At 64.0% G+C, this 22,326-nt stretch carries 20 protein-coding genes and 1 pseudogene; 14 read left to right on the top strand and 7 right to left on the bottom strand.

Features of this window, described 5'->3' with window-relative positions; all coding sequences use genetic code 11:
• Positions 1-16: 16 nt before the first annotated feature.
• The 3 genes from J8I87_RS06415 (at position 17) to J8I87_RS06405 (ending at position 6,151) form a co-directional block, all read left to right on the top strand.
• A complete protein-coding gene (locus J8I87_RS06415; protein WP_209930594.1) occupies positions 17-1,321 on the top strand; it encodes an efflux RND transporter periplasmic adaptor subunit in 1,305 nt (434 codons plus the stop codon).
• Positions 1,322-1,394: 73 nt separating this feature from the next.
• The gene (locus tag J8I87_RS06410) at positions 1,395-4,580 is read left to right on the top strand and encodes an efflux RND transporter permease subunit (RefSeq protein WP_209930593.1); all 3,186 of its coding nucleotides are present in this window, start codon (positions 1,395-1,397) and stop codon (positions 4,578-4,580) included.
• A 14-nt stretch (positions 4,581-4,594) separates the two neighbouring features.
• On the top strand, positions 4,595-6,151 hold the full coding sequence (locus tag J8I87_RS06405; protein ID WP_209930592.1) for an efflux transporter outer membrane subunit: 1,557 nt from the start codon (positions 4,595-4,597) through the stop codon (positions 6,149-6,151).
• 199 nt (positions 6,152-6,350) lie between these two features.
• Here J8I87_RS06405 and J8I87_RS06400 read toward each other — a convergent pair whose 3' ends face one another.
• The gene (locus J8I87_RS06400; RefSeq protein WP_209930591.1) at positions 6,351-6,548 is read right to left on the bottom strand and encodes a hypothetical protein; all 198 of its coding nucleotides are present in this window, start codon (positions 6,546-6,548) and stop codon (positions 6,351-6,353) included.
• Between J8I87_RS06400 and J8I87_RS06395 the strand changes: the two genes are divergently transcribed.
• The 7 genes from J8I87_RS06395 to J8I87_RS06365 all read left to right on the top strand — a co-directional run bounded on the left by J8I87_RS06395 (position 6,547) and on the right by J8I87_RS06365 (position 14,089).
• A complete protein-coding gene (locus J8I87_RS06395; RefSeq protein WP_209930590.1) occupies positions 6,547-7,386 on the top strand; it encodes a MetQ/NlpA family ABC transporter substrate-binding protein in 840 nt (279 codons plus the stop codon). The genes J8I87_RS06400 and J8I87_RS06395 overlap by 2 nt on opposite strands.
• A 5-nt stretch (positions 7,387-7,391) precedes the next feature.
• On the top strand, positions 7,392-8,780 hold the full coding sequence (locus J8I87_RS06390) for an LLM class flavin-dependent oxidoreductase (protein WP_209930589.1): 1,389 nt from the start codon (positions 7,392-7,394) through the stop codon (positions 8,778-8,780).
• Positions 8,781-8,809: 29 nt separating this feature from the next.
• Positions 8,810-9,979, top strand: a complete 1,170-nt coding sequence (locus tag J8I87_RS06385) for a methionine ABC transporter ATP-binding protein (protein ID WP_209930588.1) — start codon at positions 8,810-8,812, stop codon at positions 9,977-9,979.
• Positions 9,972-10,628, top strand: coding sequence for a methionine ABC transporter permease (locus tag J8I87_RS06380; protein WP_209930587.1), 657 nt, complete (start codon positions 9,972-9,974; stop codon positions 10,626-10,628). The genes J8I87_RS06385 and J8I87_RS06380 overlap by 8 nt, the downstream gene beginning before the upstream one ends.
• A gap of 27 nt (positions 10,629-10,655) precedes the next feature.
• Positions 10,656-11,498 carry a hypothetical protein gene (locus J8I87_RS06375; protein ID WP_209930586.1) on the top strand — a complete coding sequence of 281 codons (843 nt, stop codon included), beginning with the start codon at positions 10,656-10,658 and terminating at the stop codon, positions 11,496-11,498.
• Positions 11,495-12,697, top strand: coding sequence for an acyl-CoA dehydrogenase family protein (locus tag J8I87_RS06370; protein WP_209930585.1), 1,203 nt, complete (start codon positions 11,495-11,497; stop codon positions 12,695-12,697). Before J8I87_RS06375 ends, J8I87_RS06370 begins: the two co-directional genes overlap by 4 nt.
• Positions 12,698-12,760: 63 nt before the next feature.
• The gene (locus J8I87_RS06365) at positions 12,761-14,089 is read left to right on the top strand and encodes an Nramp family divalent metal transporter (protein ID WP_209930584.1); all 1,329 of its coding nucleotides are present in this window, start codon (positions 12,761-12,763) and stop codon (positions 14,087-14,089) included.
• 168 nt (positions 14,090-14,257) lie between these two features.
• Here the strand turns inward: J8I87_RS06365 and flhC are convergent, their stop codons facing one another.
• From flhC to J8I87_RS06340, 5 genes are all read right to left on the bottom strand, one after another.
• Positions 14,258-14,884 carry a flagellar transcriptional regulator FlhC gene (gene flhC / locus J8I87_RS06360; protein ID WP_209930583.1) on the bottom strand — a complete coding sequence of 209 codons (627 nt, stop codon included), beginning with the start codon at positions 14,882-14,884 and terminating at the stop codon, positions 14,258-14,260.
• 17 nt (positions 14,885-14,901) lie between these two features.
• Positions 14,902-15,222, bottom strand: coding sequence for a flagellar transcriptional regulator FlhD (gene flhD / locus J8I87_RS06355; protein WP_007585797.1), 321 nt, complete (start codon positions 15,220-15,222; stop codon positions 14,902-14,904).
• A gap of 877 nt (positions 15,223-16,099) precedes the next feature.
• Entirely contained in the window at positions 16,100-16,906 is an 807-nt protein-coding gene (locus J8I87_RS06350; RefSeq protein ID WP_209930582.1) for a 2OG-Fe(II) oxygenase, read from the bottom strand.
• Positions 16,907-16,998: 92 nt separating this feature from the next.
• Positions 16,999-17,553, bottom strand: coding sequence for a GNAT family N-acetyltransferase (locus J8I87_RS06345; protein ID WP_209930581.1), 555 nt, complete (start codon positions 17,551-17,553; stop codon positions 16,999-17,001).
• A gap of 9 nt (positions 17,554-17,562) precedes the next feature.
• The gene (locus J8I87_RS06340; RefSeq protein WP_209930654.1) at positions 17,563-18,465 is read right to left on the bottom strand and encodes a helix-turn-helix transcriptional regulator; all 903 of its coding nucleotides are present in this window, start codon (positions 18,463-18,465) and stop codon (positions 17,563-17,565) included.
• A 133-nt stretch (positions 18,466-18,598) separates the two neighbouring features.
• Between J8I87_RS06340 and J8I87_RS06335 the strand changes: the two genes are divergently transcribed.
• From J8I87_RS06335 to J8I87_RS06315, 4 genes and pseudogenes are all read left to right on the top strand, one after another.
• Positions 18,599-18,853 carry a hypothetical protein gene (locus tag J8I87_RS06335; protein ID WP_209930580.1) on the top strand — a complete coding sequence of 85 codons (255 nt, stop codon included), beginning with the start codon at positions 18,599-18,601 and terminating at the stop codon, positions 18,851-18,853.
• Between the two features lie 218 nt (positions 18,854-19,071).
• The gene (locus J8I87_RS06330; RefSeq protein ID WP_209930579.1) at positions 19,072-19,440 is read left to right on the top strand and encodes a nuclear transport factor 2 family protein; all 369 of its coding nucleotides are present in this window, start codon (positions 19,072-19,074) and stop codon (positions 19,438-19,440) included.
• A 35-nt stretch (positions 19,441-19,475) separates the two neighbouring features.
• Positions 19,476-19,694: pseudogene (locus tag J8I87_RS46245) on the top strand (hypothetical protein); the annotation flags it as partial.
• A 578-nt stretch (positions 19,695-20,272) separates the two neighbouring features.
• On the top strand, positions 20,273-21,835 hold the full coding sequence (locus tag J8I87_RS06315; protein WP_209930578.1) for a tetratricopeptide repeat protein: 1,563 nt from the start codon (positions 20,273-20,275) through the stop codon (positions 21,833-21,835).
• Positions 21,836-21,910: 75 nt separating this feature from the next.
• Here J8I87_RS06315 and J8I87_RS06310 read toward each other — a convergent pair whose 3' ends face one another.
• Positions 21,911-22,321 (bottom strand): Hsp20/alpha crystallin family protein, encoded by a 411-nt coding sequence (locus tag J8I87_RS06310; RefSeq protein WP_209930577.1) that lies wholly within the window; start codon positions 22,319-22,321, stop codon positions 21,911-21,913.
• Between the last annotated feature and the right edge of the window lie 5 nt (positions 22,322-22,326).

Raw genomic sequence — 22,326 nt, 5'->3', positions numbered from 1 at the left:
AAATCCGGAGCCTGTCATGTCTGTTTTTCCTCTCTCGCGTTCGAAGCTGGCGGTAGCCGCGCTAGCTGTCATTGTCATTGCGGGGCTCGGCACGTTCGGCGCGATTCGCGTCGATGCGCGCGCCCCCGCGCAGTCCACGCCGACCATCGTGCCGGAAGTCGATGTCGCCACGGTCGTGCAGAAGACCATCACCGACTGGCAGACGTACTCGGGGCGTCTTGCCGCCGTCGAGAAGGTCGAAGTGAGGCCGCTGGTGTCGGGCACGATCGTGTCGGTGAACTTCCAGGACGGCGCGCTCGTGAAGAAGGGCGACGTGCTGTTCGTCATCGATCCGCGCCCGTATCAGGCCGAAGTCGATCGTGCCGCCGCGCAACTGGCGGCGGCGCAATCGCGCGCCGGTTACGCGCAAAGCGACTGGGAGCGCGCGCAGCGTCTGATCGGCGATAGCGCGATTGCGAAGCGCGACTACGACGAGAAGCAGAACGCCGCGCGCGAGGCGAGCGCGAACGTAAAGGCCGCGCAAGCGGCTCTCGAAGCGGCGCAGATCAATCTCGGCTACACGAAGATCGTCGCGCCCGTGTCGGGCCGCGTATCGCGCGCCGAGATCACGCTCGGCAACGTGGTCAATGCGGGCGCGAGCGCCGCGCCGCTGACGACGCTCGTTTCCGTTTCGCCGATCTACGCCGAGTTCGACGCCGACGAGCAGACGTATCTTCAGTACATCAGCCAGGTGAAGAGCGACAGCAAGGTGCCCGTCGAACTGGGCCTCGCGAACGAAACGGGCTATTCACGCAAGGGCACGATCCAGTCGGTCGACAACCGGCTCGACACGTCGTCGGGCACGATCCGCGTGCGCGCGCGTTTCGACAATGCCGACGGGTCGCTCGTCCCGGGCCTCTACGCCCGCGTGAAAGTGGGCGGCAGCGAGCCGCATGCCGCGCTGCTGATCGACGATGCCGCGATCGGCACCGACCAGGACAAGAAGTTCGTGTTCGTGGTCGACAAGGACAGTCAGGTCGCGTACCGCGAGGTGCAGATCGGCAGTCTGCAGGGCAATCTGCGCGTCATCAAGGCGGGCTTGCAGCCGGGCGACCGGATCGTCGTCAACGGCACGCAGCGCGTGCGTCCGGGCGCACAGATCCGCGCGCACGTGGTTCCGATGGGCAACGGCGATGCGAACAGCGCGCCCGTCGCGGACGACGCCCAGGCCGAAAAGCAGGCGCAGCTCGACGGATCGAAACAGAAGCACACCGAACCGCAGGCGCAATCCCAGCCGCACGCACAAGCACAGCCTCATGCGAAGGCGCACAAGGATTCGTGATCGGCGCTGCCGTCATCGATTGCCTCCGATGCGCGCGCAGAAGATGTAAGCGCTCCAACATCAAGAGCTTCACATGAACATATCCAAATTCTTCATCGACCGGCCCATCTTTGCTGGTGTGCTATCGGTCGTGATTCTGCTCGCCGGTCTGATCGCGCTATTCCAGTTGCCGATCTCCGAGTATCCGGAAGTGGTGCCGCCTTCCGTCGTGGTGCACGCGCAGTATCCGGGCGCGAACCCGAAGGTGATCGCGGAGGCCGTCGCGTCGCCGCTCGAAGAGCAGATCAACGGCGTCGAAAACATGCTGTACATGCAGTCGCAGGCAAATAGCGACGGCAACCTGACGCTCACCGTCACCTTCAAGCTCGGCACGAACCCCGATCTCGCGACCCAGCTCGTGCAGAACCGCGTGAACCAGGCGTTGCCGCGTCTGCCCGAGGACGTGCAGCGTCTCGGCGTGACGACGATCAAGAGCTCGCCGACGCTGACGATGGTCGTGCACCTGATCTCGCCGAACGATCGCTACGACATGACGTATCTGCGCAACTACGCGCTGCTCAACGTGAAGGACCGGCTCGAACGGATCAAGGGCGTCGGGCAGGTGCAATTGTGGGGTGCGGGCGACTACGCAATGCGCGTGTGGCTCGATCCGCAGAAAGTCGCGCAACGCAATCTGACCGCGACGGAAGTCGTCAACGCGATTCGCGAGCAGAACATTCAGGTGGCGGCGGGCGTGATCGGCGCGTCGCCGTCGGTGCCGGGCACGTCGCTGCAGTTGTCCGTCAATGCGCGCGGACGCCTGAAGACGGAGAGCGAGTTCGGCGACATCGTCGTGAAGACGGCGCCCGATGGGGCCGTCACGTATCTGCGCGATATCGCGCGGATCGAGCTCGCCGCGTCCGAATATGGCCTGCGTTCGTTGCTCGACAACAAGCCTGCCGTCGCGATGGCGATCAACCAGTCGCCGGGAGCGAACTCGCTGCAGATCTCCGATGAAGTGCGCGCGGCGATGAAGGAGCTGAGCGCCGACTTCCCGGCGGGCGTCGAGTACAAGATCGTCTATGACCCGACGCAGTTCGTGCGTTCGAGCATCGAGGCCGTCGTGCACACGCTGCTCGAAGCGATTGCGCTCGTCGTGATCGTCGTGATCGTGTTCCTGCAGACGTGGCGCGCGTCGATCATTCCGTTGATCGCGGTGCCCGTGTCGATCATCGGCACGTTCTCGCTGCTGCTGTTGTTCGGCTTCTCGATCAACGCGCTGTCGCTGTTCGGGATGGTGCTCGCGATCGGCATCGTGGTCGACGATGCGATCGTGGTCGTGGAGAACGTCGAGCGGAACATCGCAAGCGGGCTCAGTGCGCGAGATGCGACGTACAAGGCGATGCAGGAGGTCAGCGGGCCGATCATCGCGATTGCGCTCACGCTGGTCGCCGTGTTCGTGCCGCTCGCGTTCATGAGCGGCCTGACGGGGCAGTTCTACAAGCAGTTTGCGATGACCATCGCGATCTCGACGGTGATCTCGGCGTTCAACTCGCTGACGCTGTCGCCTGCGTTGTCGGCGATGCTGCTGCGCGGTCACGGCGCGAAGGAAGACATCGTCACGCGTGTGATGAACCGCGTGCTGGGACGCTTCTTCAAGGCGTTCAACAAGGTGTTCCATCGCGGCTCGGATAGCTATGGCCGCGGCGTGAACGGCGTGTTGAAGCGCAAGGGCGCGATGCTCGTCGTGTATGCGGTGTTGCTCGGCCTGACCGTGCTCGTGTCGCGCGTGGTGCCAGGCGGCTTCGTGCCGGCGCAGGACAAGGAGTATCTGATCGCGTTCGCGCAACTGCCGAACGGCGCATCGCTCGACCGCACCGAGAAGGTGATCCGCGACATGGGCGCGATCGCGCTGAAGCAGCCGGGCGTGGAAAGCGCGGTGGCGTTCCCGGGGCTGTCGGTGAACGGCTTCACGAACAGCTCGAGCGCGGGCATCGTGTTCGTGACGCTCAAGCCGTTCCATGATCGCAAGGGCAAGGCGTTGTCGGCGGGTGCGATCGCGGGCGCGCTGAACCAGCAATACGGCGCGATCAAGGACTCGTTCGTCGCCGTGTTCCCGCCGCCACCCGTGCTGGGCCTCGGGACGTTGGGCGGCTTCAAGATGCAGCTGGAGGACCACGGCGCGCTCGGCTATGAAGCGCTGAACAAGGCGACGGAAGCGTTCGTCAAGAAGGCGGCGGCGACACCCGAACTCGGCCCGACATTCTCGAGCTATCAGATCAACGTGCCGCAGCTGAACGTCGATCTCGATCGCGTGAAGGCGAAGCAATTGGGCGTGCCCGTGACGGACGTCTTCAACACGATGCAGGTGTACCTCGGCTCGCTGTATGTGAACGACTTCAACCGCTTCGGCCGCGTGTACCAGGTGCGCGTGCAGGCGGATGCGCCGTACCGTCAACGCGCGGACGACATCCTGCAACTGAAGACGCGCAACGCGAATGGCGAGATGGTGCCGTTGTCGTCGCTCGTGACGGTGACGCCGACTTATGGCCCGGAAATGGTCGTGCGCTACAACGGCTTTACGGCAGCCGACATCAACGGTGGTCCCGCGCCGGGCTTTTCGTCGGGTGAAGCGCAGGCCGCGGCCGAGCGCATCGCGGCCGAGGTGTTGCCCAAGGGCGTGAAATTCGAGTGGACCGACCTCACGTATCAGCAGATTCTCGCGGGCAACGCGGGGCTGTGGGTGTTCCCGATCAGCGTGCTGCTCGTGTTCCTCGTGCTCGCCGCGCTGTACGAAAGCCTCACGCTGCCGCTCGCGGTGATCCTGATCGTGCCGATGAGCGTGCTGTCCGCGCTCGCGGGCGTGTGGCTCACGCAGGGCGACAACAACATCTTCACGCAGATCGGCTTGATGGTGCTCGTGGGCCTCGCGTCGAAGAACGCGATTCTGATCGTCGAGTTCGCGCGTGAGCTCGAACACGACGGACGCACGCCGATGGCGGCCGCAATCGAAGCGAGCCGCATGCGTCTGCGGCCGATTCTGATGACGTCGATCGCGTTCATCATGGGCGTCGTGCCGCTGGTGGTGTCGAGCGGCGCGGGTTCCGAAATGCGGCACGCGATGGGTGTGGCCGTGTTCTTCGGGATGCTCGGCGTGACGCTGTTCGGCCTGCTGCTGACGCCCGTGTTCTACGTGGTGCTGCGTACATTGGCGGGCGGCAAGATTCACGTCGCACAGAAGGACTCGCCGCATCTCGTCGCACACACGACGGACGCCTGATGGAGAAAATGACAATGACAGGATTTGAACAGATGCGCGGCCTCTCACGCGTGGCGGCGAGCGGGTTGCTGATGTTGCTGCTGGCGGCCTGCTCGGTCGAGCCGACCTACCACCGGCCCGATGCGCCGACGCCGGCGGCGTTCAAGGAAGCGCCCGTGTCGGCTGCGACGACGGATGCCGCGCCCGCCGCGGCGCTGCCGGCGAGCGAAGCGGGCACATGGAAGACGGCGGAGCCCGCTGAAGAAGCGCATCGCGGCGAATGGTGGACGATCTTCAACGACTCGACGCTGAACGGACTGGAGAAGCAGGCCGCCGATGCGAACCAGGACCTGAAGGCCGCCGCCGCGCGTGTGGAGCAATCGCGGGCGCTGACGCGGGAGGCGCGCTCCGCGTTTTTCCCGTCGATCGATGCGGGTTTCGGGCCGACGCGCGAACGTGCGTCGCCGGCTTCGCAGTTTCTGCCAAACGACGCGAACGTGCCGACGCAAACGCTGTGGCGCGCGCAGACGACGGTATCGTATGAAGTCGATCTGTTCGGCCGCGTGAGCTCGAACGTGAATGCGGCGCGCGCCGATCAGGCGCAGAGCGAGGCGCTGTTCCGCTCGGTGCAGCTCGCGTTGCAGGCGGATGTCGCGCAGAACTACTTTCAGTTGCGCGAGTTCGATACGCAGTTGAGCCTGTATCGTCAGACGGTGACGTTGCGTGAGGACGCGCTGAAGCTGGTCGAGCGGCGCTTCAACGAAGGCGACATCAACGAGCTGGACGTGTCGCGCGCCCGCAATGAACTGGCGACGGCGCGCGCCGATGCCGTCGGTGTGGCGCGTCAGCGCGCGGCATCGGAGCACAGCCTCGCGATTCTGCTCGGCAAGCCGCCGGCGGACTTCTCGTTCCCCGAGACGCCGCTCGCGCCCGTGACGGCGCGCGTGCCCGCCGGGTTGCCCTCGGCGCTGCTGGAGCGCCGCCCCGACATCTCGGCGGCGGAGCGCGCGATGGCGGCGGCGAACGCGCGTGTCGGCCTCGCGAAATCGGCGTTCTTCCCGAAGCTCGATATCACGGGCGCGTTCGGCTTCGAATCGGCGACGCTCGGCGATCTGTTCCAGTGGTCGAGCCGCGCGTTCCTGCTCGGGCCGTTCGCGGGCACGGCGCTGACGATGCCGATTTTCGACGGCGGCCGGCGCAAGGCGAATCTGGCGAATGCGCGCGCGAAGTATGACGAGGACGTCGCGCAGTATCGCCAGCAGGTGCTCGTGGCGTTCCGCGAAGTCGAGGACAATCTGTCGGATCTGCGTTTGCTCAGCGATCAGACACGCGAGCAGAACGATGCCGTCAATGCATCGAAGCGCGCGCAGCATCTGTCGCAAACGCAGTATCAGGAAGGGCAGGTCAGCTATCTCGACGTGATCGACGCGCAACGGCAGGTGCTGCAATCGCAGTTGCAATTGAGCCATCTGGCGGGCACGCAAGCGGTCTCGACCGTCAACCTGATTCGCGCGCTGGGCGGCGGTTGGGGCGATGTGAAGACGGATGTCGGCGGTGCGGACGCGCAAGGGCAGCAAGTGGCGAAGCGTTGATTCGATATTCGCTGTCGAAGTGCAAAATGCGGACCTCGAAAAGGTCCGCATTTTTTTTGCCTCCGCTAACGCGTCAATTCCGGCGTCATCGTTTTAATTCGGCGCGAAGTTGACGCTGCTTCATATCGCATTTCGCGATTTCGATTCGAAAATCGCTTCGTAGACCGCTTTTCTGCGCGCCTCTATCATCGTTTTCACCTCATCTGGAGAGAGGCGATGACCTGTCCTGCATCCCGTTGTCCGCGCTGACCTGGCGCGGCGTCTGACTGACCGCCGCGCCCGTTGGTCCGCGTATGCGGTTCCCTTCAAGAATGCCGACCTTGTCCGGGCGTGCGACGGCGCGCTCGAGACCGGGCTCGCCACACGAAAAGCACATCACTTCCATCGAGTTGAACATGAGTCTCTTTCTGTCCGCATTGCGGCGCCTGTTGATTGCGCCGAACCGATCGCTCATTCACGCAATGATCGTTGCAATTGCCTTGAATGCCACTTCGGCATTCGCCGCGGACACGCCGACATTGAAAATCGGCACCGCAACCAGCCCGCAGATCGAAGCACTCAAAGTCGCGGCGCGCGAAGCAAAAGCGCAAGGTCTCGATGTCAAGATCATCGAGTTCACGGACTGGAATACGCCGAACGCCGCGCTCGCGAACAAGGACATCGACGTCAATTACTTCCAGCACATTCCCTTCCTCGAAAACGCGAAGAAGCAGGGCGGCTATAACTTCGTCGCGATTGCGCCGGGCACGATCATGAAGATCGGTCTCTATTCGAAGAAGGTCAAGCGCTTCGAGGATTTGAAAGACGGTGCGACGGTCGCCATCGCAAACGACCCGGTCAACGGCGGGCGAGGATTGTTGCTGCTGCAGCGCGCGGGTCTCATCAAGCTGAAGCCGGGTGTCGACTATCGCGCGACCACGCTCGACATTGTCGATAATCCGAAGCATCTGAAGATCGTCGCGCTGGAAGCATCGCAGCTTGCGCGCTCGCTGGACGACGTCGATCTTGCGCAAGGGTACCCGAGTTTCATCAAGCTCGCGGGAACGACCGATCCGAACAGCGCGTTGCTGTTCGACGGACTCGAAAACAAGATCTTCGCGATTCAATGGGTGGTGCGCCCCGAGAGCGTGGATGACCCGCGCATTCGCAAGTTCATTTCGATCTACCAGCATTCGCCGGCTGTGCGCGCGGCGCTCGACCAGGCATTCGGCACGCTGTACGCAGTGGCATGGTGACGGCGATGGCGAAGAAAAAGATCTTGCTCAACGCGTTCAATATGAATGCCGTCGGCCATATCAATCACGGCTTGTGGACGCATCCGCGCGACCGTTCCGCTCACTACACGGACCTCGACTACTGGACCAGTCTTGCGCGGACGCTGGAGCGCGGCAAATTCGACGGCATTTTTCTCGCGGATATCGTGGGCGTATATGACGTGTACCAGGGCGGGCCGGGTACGCCGCTGCGCGAGTCGGTGCAGATTCCCATCAACGATCCGGCCTTGATCGTTCCCGCGATGGCCCATGTGACGAAGCATATCGGCTTCGGCGTCACCGCGAATCTGACGTATGAGCCGCCTTATCTGTTCGCGCGCCGCATGTCCACGCTCGATCATCTGACGAAGGGACGCGTCGGCTGGAACATCGTGACGGGGTATCTGGACAGCGCCGCGCGCGGCATGGGGCTCGCACAGCAGGTCGGCCACGACGACCGCTACGATCGCGCGGACGACTACATGGATGTCGTCTACAAGCTTTGGGAAGGCAGCTGGGAAGACGATGCCGTGGTGCGCGACCGCGGCGCGCGCATCTTCTCGCAGCCGGGGAAGGTGCACCGGATCACGCACAAGGGGCCGTACTACTCGATCGACGCCATTCATCTGAGCGAGCCGTCGCTGCAACGCACGCCTGTGCTGTACCAGGCGGGGTCGTCGGCGCGCGGCGTCGATTTTGCCGCGCGGCACGCCGAGTGCGTGTTCGTCGGCGGACAGAGCAAGGCGTTGACGAAGTCGATCGTCGACGACATTCGCGCGCGAGCGGTGAGCTTTGGCCGTGCGCCCGGCGATGTCAAGATCTTCGTCGGCATCACCGTGGTGGTCGACCGCACTGAACAGGCGGCACAAGAAAAGTTCGCCGAATACCGGCGCCATGCAAGTGCGGAAGGCGGGCTTGCGCACTTTTCAAGTTCGACGGGAATCGACTTTGCCGAATACGCGCTCGACGAACCGATCGACTACGTAAAGACGAATTCGATGCAATCGGCACTCGAGGCGATTTCCAACCGCAGCACGACGGGCGTGTGGACCAAGCGCAAGGTGCTGGAGCAGATGCAACTGGGCGGCCGCACGAAGCCATTCGTCGGCTCGCCGCAGCAGGTCGCCGACGAACTGCAGGCGTGGATCGATGAAGCGGGCGTCGACGGTTTCAATCTGACGCGCACTGTGACGCCGGAATCGTTCGAAGACTTTGTCGATCTCGTCGTTCCCGAATTGCAGAACCGCGGCATTTACAAGGAAGACTACGACGCTGCGCCGACGTTGCGCGAAAAGCTCTTCGGCGCGGGACGCGCGCGTTTGCCCGACGCGCACGCTGGCGCGCAGCATCGCTTTCGCGCGGGGGTCGAAGCATGAACGCGGTCATCCGGAAAGGACTCGATGCCATGAACAATCTGTTCAATGCAGCACGCTTTATCGAAGACGGGCCCGCGCTGGCTGCGAAGCGAACGCCGCATGACGACGCGTCGCACGCAGTCGTGTTCGATGACGTGGGCAAAGTATTCGGCGGGCGGCGCGGCGAGCGTTCAGTCGCGTTGTCGAAGGTGCAGTTGAGCGTGCGGCGCGGCGAAATATTCGGCATCATCGGCCGCAGCGGCGCGGGCAAATCGACGTTGCTGCGTCTCGTCAACGGACTTGAAAAGCCGACCTCGGGTGCGGTGCGCGTCAACGGCGTGAGCGTCGGCGCACTGGACGAGCGCGGTCTCGTCGCGTTGCGCCGCCGGATCGGCATGGTTTTCCAGCACTTCAATCTGCTGTCGGCGAAGACGGTGCACGAGAACATCGCGCTGCCGCTGAAAATCGCGGGCGTGCCGAAGCCGGCCATCGATACGAAGGTCGATGCGCTGCTCGAACTCGTCGGACTGTCCGCGAAGCGGGACGCTTATCCCGCGAGTCTTTCGGGCGGGCAGAAGCAGCGTGTCGGGATTGCGCGCGCACTGGTGCACGACCCCGGCATTCTGTTGTGCGACGAGGCAACCTCGGCACTCGATCCCGAAACGACGCAATCGATACTCGCATTGCTGCGCGATATCAACCAGCGTCTCGGTCTGACGATCGTTCTGATCACGCACGAGATGGAAGTGATACGCGAAGTGTGCGACACCGTCGCGGTGATCGAAAAGGGCGAGGTGGTCGAAGCGGGTCCCGTTTGGCGCGTGTTCGGCGCGCCCCGGCACGATGCGACGCGTGCGCTGCTGCGCACACTGGTTCACGATCTGCCCGCCGATCTCGCGGCGCGTGTGAAGCCTCTGCGCGATGCCGTGCCCGGCGAGACGACCCAGGTTCTCTTCGATATCCGCTATACGGGCGCGAACCAGAACGAGCCGGATCTCGCGGCGCTCAGCGCGGCGTTGGGGGGCGCGCCGGGTGAAGGGGTGAGCTTCGTGCACGGCGGTATCGACCGCATTCAAGGGCATGCGCAAGGACGTCTCGTGGTCGCGGCGCGCCTGTCCGTCACTGAAAGAGATGCCGGGAGTTTCGACAGGCGCGTTGCGTCGCTCGTAGAAAGCGCGCGGCATCACGCGAATCATGTGGAGGTGCTGGGCTATGTCTGAGCTCTGGTTATCCGAACTCGCGGGCGCGATTCGCGACACCTTGCTGATGGTGGGCATTTCGGCCGTCGTTGCGCTCGTCATCGGCATTCCGCTTGCGCTCGTGCTGGTGACGACGACGCGCGGCGGCATATTCGAACGGCGCACCGTGAACACGACGCTCGGCGCGATCGTCAATGCGTTTCGTTCGACGCCGTTCATCATTCTGCTCGTCGCGCTGTTGCCGCTCACGCGTCTGCTGATCGGCACGACGATCGGCGTACGGGCCGCCATCGTGCCGCTTTCCATCGCCGCGATCCCGTTCTTCGCGCGCGTCGCCGAGGTGAGTCTGCGCGAAGTGGACCGCGGTCTGATCGAGGCGGCGCAGGCGATGGGCGCGCAGCGCCGTCACATCGTCTGGCATGTGCTGCTGCCCGAAGCATTGCCCGGCATTCTGGGCGGATTCACGATCACGGTCGTAGCGATGATCGGCTCGTCGGCGATGGCGGGCGCCGTCGGTGCGGGCGGGCTCGGCGATCTCGCGATCCGCTATGGCTATCAGCGCTTCGACACGGCCGTGATGGTGACGGTGATCGTGTTGCTGATCGCGATCGTCACAGCCGTTCAGTTCGCCGGCGACCGCCTGGTGCGCCGTCTCGCGCAACGCGCATGAAGTCCGACAACAACACATAGCACTGCCATGACACACGAATTCATTCCGCAACAGTGGAGCTCGGATTTCGAAGAGCGATTGTTTATCGAGGTCGCGCGGCGCCACGTGCCCGACTTTCCGGACAAGCTGGCCGCGCCGCCGCGCGCGCCGCAGAACGATCGCGAACTGAATGCCGTGCGCGACTACTACACGCGCATGGCGTCGCACGATCTTTTCATCGTACAGGTGGTTGCCCGTGCTATCGACACGCTCTTTGCCGACGATCCTCATTTCCAGTTGATCCTTGCGAGACAGCTCGGCGACGATGGCGCGCATGCATCGATCGCGCGCGAGCGGATCATTGCATTGACGGGCGTTGATCCGTTACCCGAAGTGCAGGCGCTCGTCGCGCAGCACTGGAAGCGGATCGGCGATCTCGCGGTGCGCGACCTGGCCGGCTTTCTCGCGTTCGAATGGCATTACGAACTGCACATCCTCGCGAAGCTCTGGATTCAGCGCAAGACGGGCACGATCGCCGATCCCGCGATGCGCGAGCATGGCGAAAACCGCATACGTCCCGATGAGGAATGGCATCGCGTGCAGATCGTTCAATGGTGGCAGGCGAGGCTCGCTGCGACGCCGTCCGCGCGGCGCGACGCGCTGATCGAAGCCATCGTCGCTGCCGACGACGAAGCGCAGCGCCGCCTCGACGGCTATCTGCACGATGAATACGCGCACACAGCGCTGGTCTTCGGCGCGGACATCGCGGCATACCCTGCAATCTATGACGACTGGCGGCGCGAAATTCTAGGCCGCCTGACCGGCCGTGATCCGTCGACACTGAGTTCGCTCGCGCCGTTGTCGATACCCGCCGAAACGGAGACGGCATGAACGATCCACGCATTCCCGCGGCACCGGGGCTCAGCGTTGCACAGCCCGCGCGCGATCTGCACGCGCTGATCGAGGCGCTGCGGGAGAGCGCCGCCGCGCGCGACCGTGCGGGCGGCCACGCGGCGCAGGAAAAGCAGTGGATCGCCGATGCAGGCCTGCTCACGCTGGCCGTGCCGCGCGAATTCGGCGGCGCGGGCGCGCGCTGGCCTGACGTGTACGAGACGATTCGCGCGATTGCGCGCGTCGACAGTGCGCTCGCGCATCTGCTGGGCTTTCAGTACCTGCAGATCGTGAGCGTCGATGTGTGGGGCAACGGCGCGCAGCGCGCGCGCTATCTGCGCGGCACCGTCGATGCGCGCTGGTGGTGGGGCAACGCGGTGAATCCCCTCGACGCGCGTCTGCTTGCACGCGCAACGGACGACGGCGGCTTTCTGCTCGACGGCGTCAAAGGTTTTTGCTCGGGCACGCGCGGCTCGCAGATGATGACGGTATCCGCTCACGATCCTGAAACGGGCAAGCCGATGTTCGCCGTCGTGCCGACCGCGCGCGCCGGCATCACCGTCAACGAAGACTGGGACCCGATCGGCCAGCGCCAGACGGATAGCGGCAGCGTGTCGTTCACACGCGTGAAGGTCGAAGCCGATGAAGTGCTGCATCGTTCGGAGAAGCCGCCGACACCGCGCGCGACGCTGCGCACGCTCGTCTCGCAACTCGTGCTGACGAATCTGTTCGTCGGCATCGCGCAGGGCGCGCTGGAAGAAGCGCGCCGCTATGTGTCGAAGCACGGGCGGCCCTGGATCAGCTCGGGCGTCGAGAATGCACTCGACGATCCTTATCTGATTCAGCGCTTCGGCGAGATGCGTCTGAAAGTGGTTGGCGCACATGCGCTCGCCACACGCGCCGCGCTCGCGCTCGACGATGCATGGAACGAGGGCGAAGCGCTGACAGCCGAAACGCGCGCGCACGTCGCGCTCGCAGTATCCGAGGCGAAGATTCACGCGCACCGCGCGGCGCTCGACGTGAGCGAGTCGCTCTTCGATGCATGCGGCGCGCGCGCGACGCTCGCGCCGCTCGCGCTCGACCGCTTCTGGCGCAACGCGCGCGTGCACACGCTGCATGACCCCGTCGACTATCGCGTGCGCGACGTCGGGCGCTACGCCCTTCTTGGGACATTGCCGGAGGTTTCTTTGTACACTTGAGGGCGTTTCGCGGCGCCGCCTTGGCGGTTCAGCCGCGGTTGATCGACCTCGAGGTGACCGGCATTGCAGTTCAAACTACCTACTACAGCAACCGCGCCGTTCTGCCCGTCCGAGGTGCAGGGCACCGTCGCCGTCTCCCAGTCGGCGCCTTTCTGGAAGAAGATCTTTCAATTCGCGGGCCCTGGCTTGCTGGTGTCGATCGGTTACATGGACCCGGGCAACTGGGCCACCGACATCGAAGCCGGTTCGCGCTACGGCTATAGCCTGCTGTTCGTCGTCGTGCTGTCGAGCGTCGCGGCGATGGTGCTGCAGTGCCTGAGCATGCGGCTTGGCATCGCGACGGGCCGCAATCTCGCGGAACTGTCGCGCACGCGTTACTCGCCGGGCGTCGCGCGCTTTCAGTGGCTGCTTGCCGAGCTGTCGATCATCGCCTGCGATCTCGCCGAAGTGCTGGGCGGCGCGCTCGCGTTTCACCTGCTGTTCAAATGCTCGCTGACGGCGGGCGTGATCCTCACTGCATTCGACACGCTGATCGTGCTCGGGCTCAAGGGCAAGAACTTCCGCGATCTCGAAGCGATCATGCTCGGGCTGATCGCGACCATCGGCGTCGGCTACATCATCGAGCTCGCGCTCGTGAAGCCGCATTGGCCGTCCGTCGCGGCAGGGCTCGTGCCTTCATGGCAGGCCGTCAGCGAGCGCGAGCCGCTGTATCTCGCGATCGGCATTCTCGGCGCGACGGTGATGCCGCATAACCTGTATCTGCATTCGTCCGTCGTGCAGACGCGCGCCGTCAAGCGCGATCGCGAGGGCCTCGCCGGCGCGATTTCGCTATCTCGCATCGACACGATCGTCGCGCTCTGTCTCGCGCTGCTGATCAACGCGGCGATCCTGATTCTGGCAGGCGCGGCGTTTCATTCGACGGGCCACACCGAAGTCACCGAAATCGAGGACGCGTACCGGCTGCTCGCGCCTATCGTCGGCACGGGATTCGCGGCCGTGCTGTTCGCGATCACGCTGCTCGCGTCGGGACAAAGCTCGACGTTCACGGGCACCGTCGCCGGGCAGGTCATCATGGAAGGCTTTTTGCAGCTGAAGATTCCGTGCTATCAGCGCAGGTTCATCACGCGCGCACTGGCGCTGATTCCCGCCCTCGTCGGCGTGCAGATGCTCGGCAACGGCGCGGTCGGGCAATTGCTCGTCGCAAGCCAGGTGGTGCTGAGCCTGCAACTGCCGTTCGCGCTTTATCCGCTGATCCGCATGACGGGCGACCGTGCGCTCATGGGCGAATTCGCGAACCGGCTGCCGACACGCATCATCGCGTGGGCGCTGTTTGCCGTGATCAGCGCGGCGAATATCTGGCTGGTGGTGCAGACGCTGGGCTTTGCCGGCTGACTGCCCGACCGGGGGCCGCGAGCCGCGAACCCGGGTCTGATCGAAAAGCAGCGGCAAAAAACAACGCGAAAAAAGCGGGCAAAAAAAGCGGGCGAAAAAAAGCCGGTCTCGTGAGACCGGCTTCAAAGCGTAATGCGTTGCTTCGGATGGACTGTGCGATGCGCGGAGCTAGGCCGCGAGCGCAGCTTCCTCCATGACCTGTTCTTCGAGTACTTCGACATCGTCGGCAACCTGCGGCGCGAGCGTGACTTGCGGCTGCGCTTCGCGCTTAGCAGCAGCGGCCTTCTTGGTCTTGCCCGCGCGCGACGGCGGCTGGCAAGCGCCGCACACGACGTTGTGCTGCAGGTCGTGCTTGTGCGCGACGAACTTGCCGCTGCAACGGCAGCAGGGCGTCAGTTGCAGGATTTCGGCGTCGAAGAAACGCACGAGCGTCCATGCGCGCGTCAGATCGAGCACGGGCTCCGTGTCGCTATGACGGCAATGTTCGAGGTACAGACGATAACCCTTGGTCAGCGCGTCCAGGTGCGAGCAGCGCGCCTCGTTCTTCAGGAACAGATACGTGTTGTAGAACAGCGAAGCGTGGATGTTCGCGAGCCACGTCATGTACCAGTCCGCCGAGAACGGCAGCATGCCCTTCGGCGGCGATACGCCCTTCACCTCGCGGTACAGCCGGATCATCCGGTCGCGCGACAGCGTCAACTCGCTTTCGAGCACCTGCATGCGCGCGCCCAGTTCAATCAGCGCGATTGCGCGGAACACTTCCTGTGCGTCTTCGGTGAGGCTCTTTTTCAGCATGGCAGTCCCTCTGTGGTTTAAGCGAACTGCTCTGCGGGTTGTCCAGCCAGCAGGATGGCGGCATGTGTCGATGCCACTTCTGCGTGCCGGGAGGTATGGGTCAACGCCGACAGCATCGTATGGTCGTTGAAGCGGAAAAAGCATAAAAGCTGATCGGAACTGGCCAGCTTGACGATCTGCGCGAGCGACAGCCCGGCAAGAATATCGGCCAGCTCCGATGACAAGCCCAGGCGGAACATTCCGACTGCCTTGTCCTCGCGCAACATGCGTTGTGCGAGCATGATGTAAGACAAGTTGATTTCGCGGATAGAATCCAGCGTCTCGCTGCTACGGTCCATTTTTTGTGTTTCCGAAGCCCCGAATTTCTCTGTCGGCATTTTCTGCCGTTATGGTCTTATGCCCCGCCGGACACTGAAGATCTCCGGCGTCAAGTTGGTGCGTCGACACATCCAGCCAATCTTTGATACAAGCCGTTACATTTCGTAACAGCTTGGGCGGAATTGTATGAACAGGATTTCCAGAAATCAACTCCTTTCTCAAAAAAAAGATACGACAAAACAACAGGAATTCGGTAAGTCTTTCATGTCGCCGTCATAATCGCAATGCAGGCGGAAAACGTTTGCGGCGGGCTCCTCGGAAACCCTTATCACATAAGGCTTGACACAATACTTTCCGAATAGGACGCACAACCTCGGCTTATGCAAAAGCGAAATGAATTTAGAAAGGCGGGAGAAAGAAAAGGCAAAAGCGGAAGGTAAAAAATGCGACGGCGGGCCGAGGTCCCAGGGATAACCCGAATGTAACGGAAAGGACGAATTGGCAGTTACAAATGGCGACGGGTTTGTAACGGCTTCGGCCGGAGTTGTTACAGGCTTCCGGCGAAATTTGTACCGGTGTGTCGCCGGGCCGAACTGGAGCGTCCGCTTTCAACCCAAGCAGGGGCATGGGCGCACGCCTGTCATGTTGTGTGGCAACGGCTCCGGCGGGGCCATGTCGATCGTTGATGCTGCCTGACACGATGCGATTGGACAGACGGCTATTTGACAACCGGAGCCAGCCGGGGCCTTTAGCCCGGCCATCAGCCCGCCGCGATGGCCCCGACGAGGTCTCCCAGCCGGCATTCGTCGGCGAGGCGCGTAGCGGCCCGCCAAAGCGGCCGCAGACATCGTGATAGGTAGCGGGTTCCGGCGACATTGGCACGGCCACGACAGCCGCTTAGCTGGCGTCGTGAAAGATGATGCCGAGCGTATGCCGATGACCCGAGCGCAGCCGGCTCACGCCATGCCGCATGTTCACGCGATATGCGCCGCGCGTCCCTTGCACGGGCCGGTGATGTACGGCGAACAGCACGGCGTCGCCCTGGCGCAGCGGCACGACTTCCGTGCGTGACTGCATCCTCGGTCGCTGCTCCGTCAGCACGAACTCGCCGCCTTCGAAGTCCTTGCCGGGCTCGGACAGCAAGATCGCAAGCTGGATCGGAAAGACATGCTCGCCGTACAGGTCCTGGTGCAGACAGTTGTAGTCGCCTGCCGCGTATTGAAGGATCAGCGGAGTCGGGCGCGATTGCCCCGCGTCATGGCAGCGGCGCAGGAAAGCGGCGTGCGTCGGCGGATAGCGGACGTCGATGTGCATCGACGCATTCCAGGCGTTCGCGAGCGGCGCGAGATGCGGATAGACGGACGCGCGCAACGCGCCGACGATGCCGGGCAGCGGATAGTCGAAGTACTTGTATTCGCCGCGCCCGAAGCCGTGCCGCGCCATGACGACGCGGCTGCGATACAGATCGTCGCGCGGATACAGCGCACTTAACGCGCTGCATTCGTGGCCGCTCAGCAGGCCCTGCAGCATCGCGCAGCCGTGCGCGTCGAGATCGCTCGCGGCGCGCGTCCAGTCGATTGCATCGATGCGCTGCCCGATCGAATGTGCCGGGGTAATCGCCAGCGCGGGCTTGCGGCCGTGCTGGCGCGCGGGCGGCTCGTGGCCGAAGAGCGTGGCTTGCGTATCGAAGGCTGCGTCCTGCATGAGCGGCTCCCTGTGGCGTGATGGCATCAGCGATGTCGATGCCGCCCAGTGTACGCACCGGGACGCGTGCGCACAGTCCGGGTCTTGCTCTGTCATTCGCCGCGAGGCGCGGGCTGCGCGTGAACGAAGCGGACCATCAGCTCGGCATCGTGATACGCGCCGTCGATGCAAAGCGCGTCCGGCTCCTGTCCGTACACGCGAAAGCCGAGCGATTCGTACAGCGCGCGGGCCGAACCGTTCGAGCTCGTGACGAGCAACGCGACCTGCCGCAATCCGTCGATCTGTCCGGCGCGCGCGAGCAGCTCCGCCATCAGCGCGCGGCCGATTCCGCGTCCCGCTGCCTCGTCCGCGACGTACATGCCGATCACGTAGCCCTTGTGCCGTTCGTTGTGGCGCGTCTCGCGCTTCAGCCCGACCGTGCCGACGAGCGCGCCGTCCGGCGGCGAAAACGCGCCCAGCAGAACGTCGCCGTGCACGGCCCGCGCGCCGTCGAGCATCGCGTCGTGCTGCGCCGGGCCGCGCTCAATGGCTTCTTCATAGCTTTGCCCGAACGCGGCGGGATGCGCTTTCAACCCGCGCAGACGCAGCGCGAAAAACGCGTCGCGGTCGGCGGGGCCCAACGGTCGGATCGAGATGCCGCGCGTCATGCGCGAGCCTCAGGCATTCGCCGCGGACGGCGTGCGCGCGTCCGCGAGCTTGCGCAGCGCATCGGCCGTTTGCGGATCGGCGGGAAAGAACGCCTCGATCGCCAGCTCGGACAGCGTCACGTCGACGGGTGTGCCGAACACGGTCGTCGTGCTGAAGAACGACAGCACGCCGAGGTCCGTGCGCAGGCGCAGCGGCACGGCGATCTGTTCCAGCAGGGACGCGTGGCTGTCGTCGGCGGGCTCGGCGCCGGGCGGCGTCGGGTAGGCGGCCAGCTCGTCGTGGAGCGCGGCGAGCGTCGGGTCCGCGCTCACGTCGATCTGCCGCTGCAAGCGCGACAGCAGATGCGCGCGCCATGCGTGCCAGTTGGCGATCTGCGACGCGATGCCGTCCGGATGCATCGACAGGCGCAGCGCATTGACGGGCGCTTCGAGCAGCGCGGGCTTCGCGCCCGTCAACAGCGGCGCGAGCGCGTTGTTCGCGGCGACGATGGTCCAGTGCCGGTCGATGGCCACGGCGGGATAGGGATCGTGACCCTTCAGCACGAGATCGATCGCTTCGCGCGCGGCGCCCAGTTGCGGATCGGACAGTTGACGCTCGCGATAGAGCGGCGCGTAGCCGGCCGCGACGAGCAGCGCATTGCGCGCGCGCAGCGGCACTTCGAGCCGCTCCGCCAGATGCATGACCATCTCGCGGCTGGGCAGCGCGCGGCCCGACTCGACGAAGCTCAGATGGCGCGTCGAGATCTCCGCTTCGGACGCGAGCAGCAACTGGCTCATCCGGCGCCGCTGACGCCATTCGCGCAGCATGTCGCCGACCGTGCGGCTCATCGATGGGACGCCCGCGGGCGCGTGATGGGTGGCGGTGAGCGTGTTCATGCCATCGATGATAGCCAAACCTCGGCGTGATTCCATTACCTGCGAGGTAAAGGCGGAAAGCAGAGCAGGCTGGACCGCCACGGGGAACGCCACACGGGAACGCCCCCAATCGCCGCCGCCGTCAAACGCGCTCATACTGGAGAGCCTTGGTACCGTTCCGGAGGCGAACATGTGGGACAAGATCGAGCACAACGGCCAGGAGGTCTGGGTTCTTCCCATCACGGCTTATGGGCCGCATGTGCAGGAAGCCTTGTGGCACTACATCGGCTATGTGTGCCGGCATGGCGCCGATGCGCATCTCGCTGGACAGAGCCGCCGTTTTCAGGAGCTCGTCGCGACCTTCCCCAGCGAAGAAGAGGCCCGCGAGGCGGGCTATGACGAAGGCAGACGGCTTGCCGACGAAGTCGGTGTCGCGAAGGCATAGCGCGCGCTTCGAATCCCGCTTTCAGTTTCGCTTCGATTCCATTGCGCTCGTTCTTTTCCCCGGCACCAGCGCTCATTGAAGTTGCTGGTGCATCCGCATCTTTACCTCCCGCGTAATCGCCACACACACGTTCATCGACGAATCTTCAGTCCGAGGCCGCCGCCATTGCGATGCTCACGGCGGACGTCTCGATCATTCACCGACTGAAGGAGTCTCTGATGAACGCGCACACCGCATTGATCGACCGTTACTTCGACGCCTGGAACGAAACCGACGCCGGCCGCCGCCGCGAACTGATCGCGGCGACCTTTGCGAACGACGCAGCGTATGCCGATCCCCTCCTGTCCGGCGATGGACACGACGGCATCGACGCGATGATTCGCGCCGTTCATGAGCGCTTTGCGCACCACACGTTTCGCCGCACGTCGGAAGTCGACGGCTTCGCAAACCGGCTGCGCTTCTCGTGGGAACTGCTGACGCCGTCGGGCGCGTCGATCGTGAAGGGTTCGGATTTCGGTGTCGTCGATGCGCTCGGACGGCTGCAAGCCGTCACCGGCTTTATCGACGAAGCGCCCGCCGCCCGCTGATGCATCGCTGTCGTCCCAAATAGAGGAGAACGACCATGCATGAGCGCGCCGTTACCCTGAACGTCGTCACCCTGAACGTCGCCGCGTGCGAACGCATGCAGCGTGCGATCGACGCGGCATCGGGCGCTGTCGCCGGATTCGCGCTGCTCGCCGGCGCCCGCGCGTTCACGTTCATCGCGCTCGTCGCGTGGCGTGAGCCCGTGCTCGGCGGCGCGGGGCTCGTGCTGCTTGCGGCGATAGGCTGGGCCAGATGGTGTTGGCGCCGCAATGTGTCATCGCGTGGATTGTTGACGCGCAGCTTACGTCTGACTAAAGTGCTGCGCGAAGCGGTATGCGTCTGTCAATTCGAACTTCAACAAGACCTCGGGGATCGCAAGACCATGCAAACATCGAACGACGTTGGGCCGATCGGAACGGGCAGCACGAACGAAGCGCCCCGCGCATCCGGATCGCACAAGGGCAACAAGGCGACCTTCAAGGACCTGCTCGATCAGCTCATCGATTACACCAAGGGCACAACAGGCGAACGTCTGCAGAAGATGATTCTCGCGAAGCTCGGCGTGACGGAAGAAGACCTGAAGAAGATGTCGCCCGAAGACCGCGAAAAGATCATGCAGAAAGTCCGCGAGATGCTGAAGCAGGAAATGGAAGCGCAAAAGCAGCTTGAGGAAATGCAGAAGGACCGCAAGATCCGCGTGTCGGTTTGATGACAGCGCAGCAGGACGCGAGGGACGGACGGAATCAGGTCTAACGGCAGCCGCGCGGAGGCGTCGCGTACAATCGACCCCTCCGTCCTCTGGTGCGACAAGGCGTTGCGCCGAAGCGCTGCATCATGAATCACGATATCGCACAACGTCTCGCAGACGCGCAGCAGAAGTTCACCGCCGGTCAATATGACGATGCGGCAACGCTGCTGCACGGCATTCTGTCGATCGACCCGGACCACAACGAAGCGCTCGAAGCACTCGGCTACGTCGCGGCGAAGCAGGGCGACTACGCGCGCGCGGCGGACTACGCGCTACGCGCCGCGCAGCCTGCCGCGACCAACCCGCAGCAATTGCACTTTGCCGCGCATATCTGCCAGCTTGCGGCGCGTCATGCCGACGCCGTCGCGCTGTTCGAGCGCGTTCTCACCGTCTATCCAGACCATGCCGAGTCGTTGCACGGCGCCGCCATGTCGCTCGTGCAAACGGGCGAGCACGAGCGCGCGCTGCGGCATCTCGCGCGGCTCACGCAACGCTATCCGCAATCGGCCGAAGCGCACTACAACCGGGGCAACCTGCTCGGTCAGATGGAGCGCTACGACGAAGAGCTCGCCGCGTATCGCCAGGCAATCGCGCTCAAGCCGAATTTCGTGCGCGCTTATGTGAACCTGGGCGTCGCGCTGCGCGATCTGCACCGTTTCGACGAAGCATTGCAGCAGTTCAAGAAAGCGCTGTCGATCGATGCGAACGACGCGGGCGCGCGCACCAACCGTGCGCAGACCAATCTGCTGCTGGGCGAATTCGAGCATGGCTGGCGCGAGTACGAATGGCGCTGGCTCGACGGCACCATGAGCCACGGCCTGCCCGATGCGAAGCTCTGGACGGGCAATCAGTCGCTCGCGCACAAGACTGTGCTCGTGCATTGCGAGCAGGGCTTCGGCGATACGCTGCAGTTCATCCGCTTCGTGGACCGCCTGAGCGTCATGGGCGCGCGGGTCGTCGTGCGGGTTCAGGAGGCGTTGCTGCCGCTGTTGCACGGCTATCCCGGCGCAGAGCAGGTGATCGGCGAAACGGCGCCGCTGCCTGCGTTCGACTATCACATTCCGATGCTCAGCCTCGCGTTCGCGCTGAAGATCCGCGAACCCGGCTTCGTCGCCGATAGCCCGTACGTTCATGCGGATCAACCGTTGATCGACCAATGGGACGACCTGTTCGCGCAAGGCGACGAGAGGCTGCGCGTCGGCATCGTCTGGTCGGGCAGCCGCACGCATCTGAACGACCGCAATCGTTCGATTCCGCTTGCGCAACTAATGCCGTTGTTCGATGTGAATGCGCAGTTCGTTTCGCTCGTGAAGGACGTGCGCGAAGACGACCGCGCGCTGCTTGATGAGCTTTCGCAGCGCGGCGCGTTGCGCGACGTGTCGGGCCGGCTCGCGTCTTTTGCGGAGACTGCCGCGCTCATCACGCAGCTCGACGTGGTGATCTGCGTCGATACGGCCGTCGCGCATCTTGCGGGCGCGCTGGGCAAGCCGGTGTGGCTCGCGTTGCCGTTCACGCCTGACTGGCGCTGGCAGCTTGGCCGCGACGACAGCCCGTGGTATCCGCAGATGCGCCTGTTCCGTCAAACGAAGCGCAACGACTGGAGCGATGCCGTGCGCGAGTTGCAGACCGCGCTCGCGAAGCGCGCATAGCAACCATTGCCGCGCGGATAAAGCAACGGAGCACGGCGCTTGCGCGCGTGCTCCGTTTTCATTGCGGCGAAACGCTTAGCCGATGTTCACTTCAATGCGTCGCGGCTGCGCCTGTTCGCGGCGCGGAATGACGAGCTTGAGCACGCCATCCTTCAGATTCGCTTCGATCTTCGATGTATCGAAGTCGTCGCTGATCGTGAAGCGCCGCGCAAAGAAGGGCGCGCGCACTTCCGCATGCGAGAGCCGTACGTTCGCGGGCGAAGGCACGGCCGATTCGCCTTCGATCGTCAGGCTGCCATCGTGTACGCGGATCTCGAGCCTGTCTTTCGAGACGCCGGGCAAATCCGCCCACAACGTCACGGCCTTGCTGTCTTCGACGATATCGACGGGCGGCGTGAGCGTCACGCGGCGCTCCTGCTCGCGTTGGCCGTTGCGCGCCACGGCGCCTTCTTCGCGCTGGGTCAGTTGTTGAGTGTTGTCGCTCATGATTT

Source organism: Paraburkholderia sp. LEh10, assembly GCF_017814945.1.
Lineage (GTDB): Bacteria > Pseudomonadota > Gammaproteobacteria > Burkholderiales > Burkholderiaceae > Paraburkholderia.
This window is presented reverse-complemented; position numbering and strand designations above follow the sequence as displayed.